Here is a 431-nt window from a genome sequence, read left to right as displayed (position 1 = left end):
CCGTCGAAGCGCCGCCCGAACAGCCCGCGACGCCCGAGCCGACAGCGCAAAAGGCAACAAGCGAAAGCTGATCTTACGCGCCTACATCATTTTTGCGCGCGCGCTTCAACGCGGGCCTTGCATCGTCGCCGTTGGCGGGTAAGGTCCCCGCGATTTTCGAGGAAAGGGACCAGCATGGCCGGCTTCAAGACACTGGACGACATCGGCAACATCTCCGGCAAGCGCGTGCTGGTGCGCGTCGACCTCAATGTTCCCGTCGCCGACGGCAAGGTCACCGACGTCACCCGCATCGAGCGCATCGCGCCGACCATCGCCGAACTGTCCGGCAAGGGCGCCAAGGTCATCCTGCTTGCCCATTTCGGCCGTCCCAAGGACGGACCCACGCCCGAATTCTCGCTGGAGCCGATCGCCGGCGCCACGGCGCACGTGCT

At 65.7% G+C, this 431-nt stretch carries 1 protein-coding gene; it reads left to right on the top strand.

Annotated features, from left to right (window positions below; translation table 11 throughout):
- Nucleotides 1–174: 174 nt before the first annotated feature.
- Nucleotides 175–431: phosphoglycerate kinase (gene pgk / locus EN780_RS37890; RefSeq protein WP_128276672.1), on the top strand; the 257-nt coding region annotated here is incomplete at its 3' end.

Origin of the sequence: Mesorhizobium sp. M4B.F.Ca.ET.089.01.1.1 (assembly GCF_004022605.1) — a bacterium.
GTDB lineage: Bacteria > Pseudomonadota > Alphaproteobacteria > Rhizobiales > Rhizobiaceae > Mesorhizobium > Mesorhizobium abyssinicae.
Note: the sequence above shows the minus strand (reverse complement) of the source record. Positions and strands in the feature narration are given on the sequence as shown.